This is a genomic window from Solihabitans fulvus, assembly GCF_008386585.1.
GTDB classification, from domain to species: domain Bacteria; phylum Actinomycetota; class Actinomycetes; order Mycobacteriales; family Pseudonocardiaceae; genus Solihabitans; species Solihabitans fulvus.
On the sequence record NZ_VUOB01000016.1, the window covers coordinates 46709 to 53076 of the forward strand.

Here is a 6368-nt window from a genome sequence, read left to right on the forward strand (position 1 = left end):
TACTGGGGACAACCAACGCACACCTTCGCCTCGGCCGCGCCGCGCGACCGAGGGGTTCGCCGCTGCACGAGTTCGTTCTGGACGGTGAAAGACCAATTCGGCCACCATGGGGGCCATTAACCTAAGGACATCGTCATGGCGCTTGCGTTTCCTTCTGGTCACCAACCTCGTTACACGAACTTCGAGCTGGTCGGACTGTCCGACGAGACCATGCGGGAGGGCGGCGAACGCGCCCTCTTCGGCGCGGACGACAGCCGCAAACTGCGGCTCATCGAGGCGCTCGCCGACGCCGGGATCCGCGATATCGACCTCGGCTCCGGACTCACCGAGCCGGCGTTCCTGCTGCGCTGCCTCGACTCGCAGAAGTTGCTCGGCCGCATCCCGGCCGACACGCAGTTCGTGTTCAACCTGACGCTGAAGACGTGGGAGCCGCTGTCCGAGGCGCTGCGCGTGATCCCGCGCGAGTACCTGGAAAAGATCCAGGTCAGCCTGGGTATGGTCGAGTACAGGTCGGACGAGAACCTGCTGGAACGGGCGCACGACAAGCTGCTGTCCATCGGGGTCGGCTCGTTCCGGGCGAGCATTCTCAACGCCTTCGCGCACGAGATCGACGACGACCGCTACGAGTTCATCAACAAGCAGATCGCCAGGGTCCGCCAGCGCGGTATCGACCTGGTCAGGGTCAACGACTCGATCGGCACGCTCTACCCGGACGCCACCGCCGTGCTCGCCGCGAACCTCGTGCGCGACAACCCCGACATCACCTTCTACCTGCACTCGCACGACGACCGGGGGCTCGGCCTCGCCAATTCCCTCGCCTCGATCTTCCACGGCTTCGCGATGGTCGAGGGCGGGGTCGGCGGCTTCGGCAACCGGGCCGGGCTGGCCAATGTCGAGGTGCTGAGCCAGATATTCGCCGAACGCGGCATCACGGTGGCCGGCGCGCCGTTGGACACCGCGAAGCTGTCGAAGGCCGCGGCGCTGGCCGAAGACGTCTTCATGGTGTTGCCCAACGTCTACCGCCCGGTCAGCGGAATGCTGGTGGAGAACGAGAACGCGGGCATCGTGAACGTGCCCGACTATCTCGGCGTGAGCCGCCCGGTCGACTACTTCCTCAACCCGATCGGCCTGTTCCCCGACACCGTCGGGCAGATCCTGGCCAACACCGGGCTGCCGAGCGAGTACCTGGCCGACGAGGAGTTCCTCGCCGCGGTGACCAACCGCCTGGTGACCAGGATGGAACACGAGCTCTACTGGGAGAAGCGGGCCAAGTTCGACGAGCTGCTGCGGCAGGTCACGGACTTCTACACCGGGATCGTGCGGCTGGAGGACGTGCAGACCACGGCGCTGGAAGTGTTGCAGGACAAGGCACTCCGGTCGGCGGTCGGCAGCCGCGAGACCGCGCGGACGGCGGAGGAACGGTGACGGCGGAGGAACGGTCACGAGCACGGTAACGAGCCAGGACTGACGGCCCGGTTCGGCGGTTCGGCCGTCGAACCGGGCCGGGGCCGAACCGGGCGGGAGCGTGTCCGCACGACCCACTCCCGCATCCGCACCAAGAGGACATCCGCACCAAGAGGAATTGGGCACGCAATGGGCAACGGGTCGATCCTCGGGACCGTCATTCCCCTGTTCGCGCTGGTGCTTGTCGGATACGCGGCAAGTTATTTCCCCGCCTTCGAGAGCGTCGCGACCTCGCAGGCGATCAACAACTTCGTGTTCTGGGTCGCGCTGCCCGCGCTGCTGTTCAGCTCGGTGGCCACCGCCGACCTGTCCGCCGGGATTCCGTGGTCGTTCGTGCTGGCCAACCTGCTGGCCATCGCCGTGATCTACGTGTTCGGGTTCCTGTTCTCCCGCGCGGCCTTCCGGCGCGACGCGCCGACCGGGCTGGTCACCGGCATGCTCGCCGGCTACGGCAACGTCGCCTACCTCGGCGTGCCGCTGCTGGTCGGCACGCAGGGGGCCGCCGCGGCGCTGCCCGTCGCGCTCGGCCAGCTCATCCACAACCTGTCGTTCATGATCTCCTACCCCGCCGTCGCCGCGGTGCTGTCGGCCAGAGCCGCGGGTCCCGGCGCCGCCAGGACGACCACACTGACACGCGACATCACCCGCAGCGTCGTCCTCAACCCGGTGACGCTGTCGGTGGCCGCCGGGCTCGTGTTCGCGATCCTGCGGATCGGCCTGCCAGGTCCGCTCGCGCACACCACCCAGCTGCTCGGCGGGGCCGCCGCGCCCGGCGCGCTGTTCACCCTCGGGCTGACGCTGCGCAGGGCCGTCGCCGCGTTCCGGGACGGCAGCGTGCGGGTCAGCGAGGTCGGCCTCACCGTCGGCGTGAAGCTCGTGGCGATGCCGCTGCTCGCGCTGCTGCTGGTGACCTTCGTGATCCACCTGCCGCCGATCTGGGCCTACACCACGGTGGTGCTGTGCGGCCTGCCCAACGCGGTCACGGCCTATGTGCTGGCGCAGCAGTCGAAGGTGGCTGTGCAGCAGGCCGCGGCCGCCGTGGTGTTCTCCACGCTTGGCTCGGTGCTGACCCTGTCGGTGCTTACCGGGCTGCTCGCGCACACCTAGGGCTGCTGGGATGAGTCCTCAGGTGGTTGGCAGCCTGGCGAATGCGTCGACCAGCTGGCGTTCGGCGGCGTCGAAGTACTCGCGCAGGGTGCGCTCGGCCTCGTCCAGCTCGTTCCGTTCTAGCAGGTCGATGATCTGCCGGCGCCACGGCACGTATGCCTCGTAGAACTCGCGGTGCTCGCCCATCACGTGGAAGACCAGGCGCAGCTCGGCGAGCAGCCGGCCGACGGCCTCGTCCACCCGTGGGCTGCCGGCCAGCCCGGCCATCGCCCGGTGGAACTTCAGGTTCGCCGTGCCGACCTGCGGCCACTGGTCCCTCGCCGCGGCCTCCTCGCTCTCCCGCACCGCGTCGGCGAGCGCCGCGTGGGCCACGTTCGAAGCGTGCGGCCACCGCCGCAGCGCCCCGCACTCGATGATCCGGCGCGCCCGGTAGAGGTCGGTGACGTCCTGCGCGGTCGGCACGCGGACGAACACGCCCCTGCTGTACTCGTGCACCAGCAGGCGCTCGTGGGTGAGCAGCCGAAACGCCTCGCGCAGCGTGTTGCGGGAGACCCGGAGCGCACCGCCGATGGCCTCCTCGGACAGCCGCAGGCCGGGCGCCAGGTCGCCCTCGAGCACCCGGGTGCGCAGCACCTCGGCGACCCGCTCTGCCGTGCTCGACCGGCCGAGATCGGGTCGGTCGCCTGCCAACGAGGTCAGCCAGTCGTCGGGTCGTGCGGTCGTCATGCCCACCTCATCGATGCCGTGCCGCGTGGGCCCCGAGTCTAGTGATCGAACCGAAGAAACGTCGGATCGGAGTATTGAAGGATTGTTGAACAATCTCTACGGTCACTATCGTCAGGGCGAGCAACCGAGCACCGGGGGTGAGTGATGGACCTCAACGCCGACCTTGGCGAGGGTTTCGGACGATGGGCGATGGGGGATGACGAAGCCCTGCTCGACGTCGTGACCAGCGCGAACGTGGCCTGCGGCTTCCACGCCGGCGACGCGGAGACGATGCTGCGCACCTGCCGGCTCGCCGCGGCGCGCGGCGTCGCCGTCGGCGCGCACGTCGGCTACCGGGACCTCGCCGGCTTCGGTCGCCGGTTCCTCGACGTCGAACCGGCCACGCTGACCGCCGAGGTGCTCTACCAACTCGGCGCCCTGGACGCCTGCGCGCGGGCCGCCGGCACTCGCGTCGGCTACGTGAAGCCGCACGGCGCGCTCTACAACACGATCGTGCGGCACGAGGCGCAGGCCGAGGCCGTCGTCGCCGGGGTGCTGCTGTTCGACCGGGAGCTGCCGGTGCTCGGGCTGCCCGGCGCGGTGTGGCTGGACCGCGCCCGCGAGGCCGGGCTGCCGGTCCGGCACGAGGCGTTCGCTGACCGCAACTACCTCGCCGACGGCACGCTGGTGCCCAGGTCGCGGCCCGACGCCGTGCTGCACGACCCGGCCGAGGTCGCCGCCCGCTGCGTGCTGATGGCCGTGGACGGCTGGGTGCCGGCCGTGGACGGCGAGCCGGTCCGCGTCACGCCCAACTCGATCTGCGTGCACGGCGACAGCCCCGGCGCGGTCGACATGGCGCGGGCCGTCCGCGCCGCGCTGACCGAGGCGGGCCACGAGCCGCGCGCGTTCGGGCGGACCGCGTTCGGACAGACGCCGTGAGGATCCTGCCGAGCGGCGAACACGCGCTGCTGGTCGAGGTCGCCGACCTCGACGCGGTGCTCGCGCTGTACGACGGGCTGCGGCAGGACCAGCCCGCCGGGATCGCCGACCTGGTGCCGGCCGCGCGCACGCTGCTGGTCAAGCTCGTGCCGGGCTGCGGGGCCGCCAGGCGCGCCTCGGTCGCAGAGGCCGTCGCGACGTCCGCCGGGGTGCCGCGCGGGCGGACCGAGGGCCAGGTGGTCGAGATCGACGTGCGGTACGACGGCGAGGACCTCGCCGAGGTCGCCGCGCTGACCGGGCTCACCGAGCGCGAGGTCGTCGACGCGCACACCGGCACGCCGTGGCGGGTCGCGTTCTGCGGGTTCGTGCCGGGGTTCGGCTACCTGGTCGGCGGCGACCCTCGGCTGCGGGTGGCCAGGCGCAGCACCTCGCGGGTGCGGGTGCCGGCGGGTTCGGTGGCGCTGGCCGACCAGTTCACGGGGGTCTATCCGAGCAGTTCGCCGGGAGGTTGGCAGCTGATCGGCCGGACTGACGCCGTGCTGTGGGATGCCGCGCGGCAGCCGCCCGCGCTGCTGCGCCCCGGTGTCACGGTGCGTTTCAGGGAGACGGCGTGAAGCCCGCGGCGGCTAGGGACGCCGGCGCTAGCGCCGGCGCGGCCAGTCAGGTGCCCGTTGACCAGGTGCCTGCTGGCCAGGTGTCCGCAGGTCAGGCGTCCACAGGCCAGATGTCCGCAAACCAGGCGTCCGCAAACCAGGCGTCCGCAAACCGGGTGCCTGCCGGCCGGGTGTCCGCCGGTCAGGAGTCCGCAGGCGAGGCGTCTGCCGGTCAGGAGTCCGCCGACCAGGAGTCCGCCGACCAGGAGTCCGCCGACCAGGAGTCCGCCGGACGGGCGTCCTCGGGCCAGGTGTCTGCCGGTCAGGTGACCGCAAGCCAGATGTCCGCAGGCCAGGCGTCCGCAAACCAGGTGCCCGCCGGCCAGGTGCCCGCCGGCCAGCTGCCCGCCGGCCAGCTGCCTGCCAGCCAGGAGTCCGCCGGACGGGCGTCCGCCGGTCAGGTGCCCGGAGGCCAGGCGTCCACAGAGGCGTCCACAAGGCAGCTGGAAGTGCTGGCCAGCGGGATGTTGGCGACCGTGCAGGACGCCGGCCGTCCGGGGCTGGCCGAGATGGGGGTCGGCAGCTCGGGGGCCGCGGACCGGCCCGCGCTGGCGTTGGCGAACCGGCTGGTTGGCAACCTGGACAGCCACGCGGGCATCGAGGTGACCTTCGGCGGGCTCGCCGTGCGGGCCGGGACCGCGCTGCTGGTCGCGGTGACGGGCGCGCCCTGCCCAATCACCGTGCACGGCCGACCCGAGCCGACCAACACGCTGCTCCGACTCGCCGAGGGCGAGGAACTGCGGCTCGGCACGCCGGCCAGAGGATTGCGTAGCTATCTTGCGGTCCGCGGCGGCATCGCGGTCGCCCCGGTGCTCGGCGCGCGCGCCACCGACACGCTCGCCGGCACCGGACCGCCCGTGCTGCGGGCAGGCGACGTGCTGCCGGTCGGCCCGTCGGTCGGCACGCTGCCCGGCATCGATTTCGCGCCCGTCGCGCCGCCGCCGAGCGGGGACCTGCGGCTGCGGGTGCTGCTCGGGCCGAGGGACGACTGGTTCACGGCGGCGGCGGTCAAGCGGCTGCTGACCGAGCCGTACGAGGTGACCGCGGAGATCGACCGGGTCGGCATGCGGCTGGCCGGGCCGCCGCTGGAGCGCGCCCGCACCGGCGAGCTGCCCAGCGAGGGCATGGTGCGCGGCGCGCTCCAGGTGCCGCCGTCCGGGCAGCCGACGCTGTTCCTCGCCGACCATCCTCTTACTGGCGGTTACCCGGTGATCGCCGTCCTCGCCGACCGGGACATCGACCGTGCGGCGCAGGCTCGGCCTGGTCAGCGGCTGCGGTTCACGCTGTAGGGCTGTTTGATAGGTGAGGACGACGCCCCGGCCGGCGACTCGCTTCGCTCGCTGCCCGGTTTCTGAGCTACCTGTGTTTTTTGGGCCTCGCTTCGCTCGGCCGGGGCGTTCGCCTCAAGTCGGCCCCCTCGGCTTGCCCGGGGAATCCGCTTCTCCCCCTCCCCCCCCCGGCCCCCCCAGGGCCAGCCGGCGCCACCCACACCCCCCACCC

Annotated in this window: 6 protein-coding genes; 5 read left to right on the forward strand and 1 reads right to left on the reverse strand. The window is 71.7% G+C overall.

The window, feature by feature from the left end; all coding sequences use genetic code 11:
• Positions 1–135 precede the first annotated feature (135 nt).
• Both F0L68_RS09985 and F0L68_RS09990 read left to right on the forward strand, forming a co-directional pair.
• Complete coding sequence (locus F0L68_RS09985) at positions 136–1425, forward strand: hydroxymethylglutaryl-CoA lyase-like TIM-barrel protein (protein ID WP_223198650.1); 1290 nt, start codon at positions 136–138, stop codon at positions 1423–1425.
• Positions 1426–1593: 168 nt separating this feature from the next.
• Complete coding sequence (locus tag F0L68_RS09990; RefSeq protein ID WP_149849213.1) at positions 1594–2571, forward strand: AEC family transporter; 978 nt, start codon at positions 1594–1596, stop codon at positions 2569–2571.
• An 18-nt stretch (positions 2572–2589) separates the two neighbouring features.
• Here the strand turns inward: F0L68_RS09990 and F0L68_RS09995 are convergent, their stop codons facing one another.
• Positions 2590–3297, reverse strand: coding sequence for a GntR family transcriptional regulator (locus tag F0L68_RS09995; protein WP_149849214.1), 708 nt, complete (start codon positions 3295–3297; stop codon positions 2590–2592).
• Between the two features lie 144 nt (positions 3298–3441).
• Here F0L68_RS09995 and F0L68_RS10000 point away from each other — a divergent pair, with 144 nt between their 5' ends.
• The 3 genes from F0L68_RS10000 (at position 3442) to F0L68_RS10010 (ending at position 6157) form a co-directional block, all read left to right on the forward strand.
• Positions 3442–4215, forward strand: coding sequence for a LamB/YcsF family protein (locus tag F0L68_RS10000; RefSeq protein ID WP_149849215.1), 774 nt, complete (start codon positions 3442–3444; stop codon positions 4213–4215).
• Positions 4212–4829 (forward strand): 5-oxoprolinase subunit B family protein, encoded by a 618-nt coding sequence (locus tag F0L68_RS10005; protein WP_149849216.1) that lies wholly within the window; start codon positions 4212–4214, stop codon positions 4827–4829. The genes F0L68_RS10000 and F0L68_RS10005 overlap by 4 nt, the downstream gene beginning before the upstream one ends.
• Before the next feature lie 503 nt (positions 4830–5332).
• The gene (locus tag F0L68_RS10010) at positions 5333–6157 is read left to right on the forward strand and encodes a 5-oxoprolinase subunit C family protein (protein WP_240542963.1); all 825 of its coding nucleotides are present in this window, start codon (positions 5333–5335) and stop codon (positions 6155–6157) included.
• Positions 6158–6368: the final 211 nt, after the last annotated feature.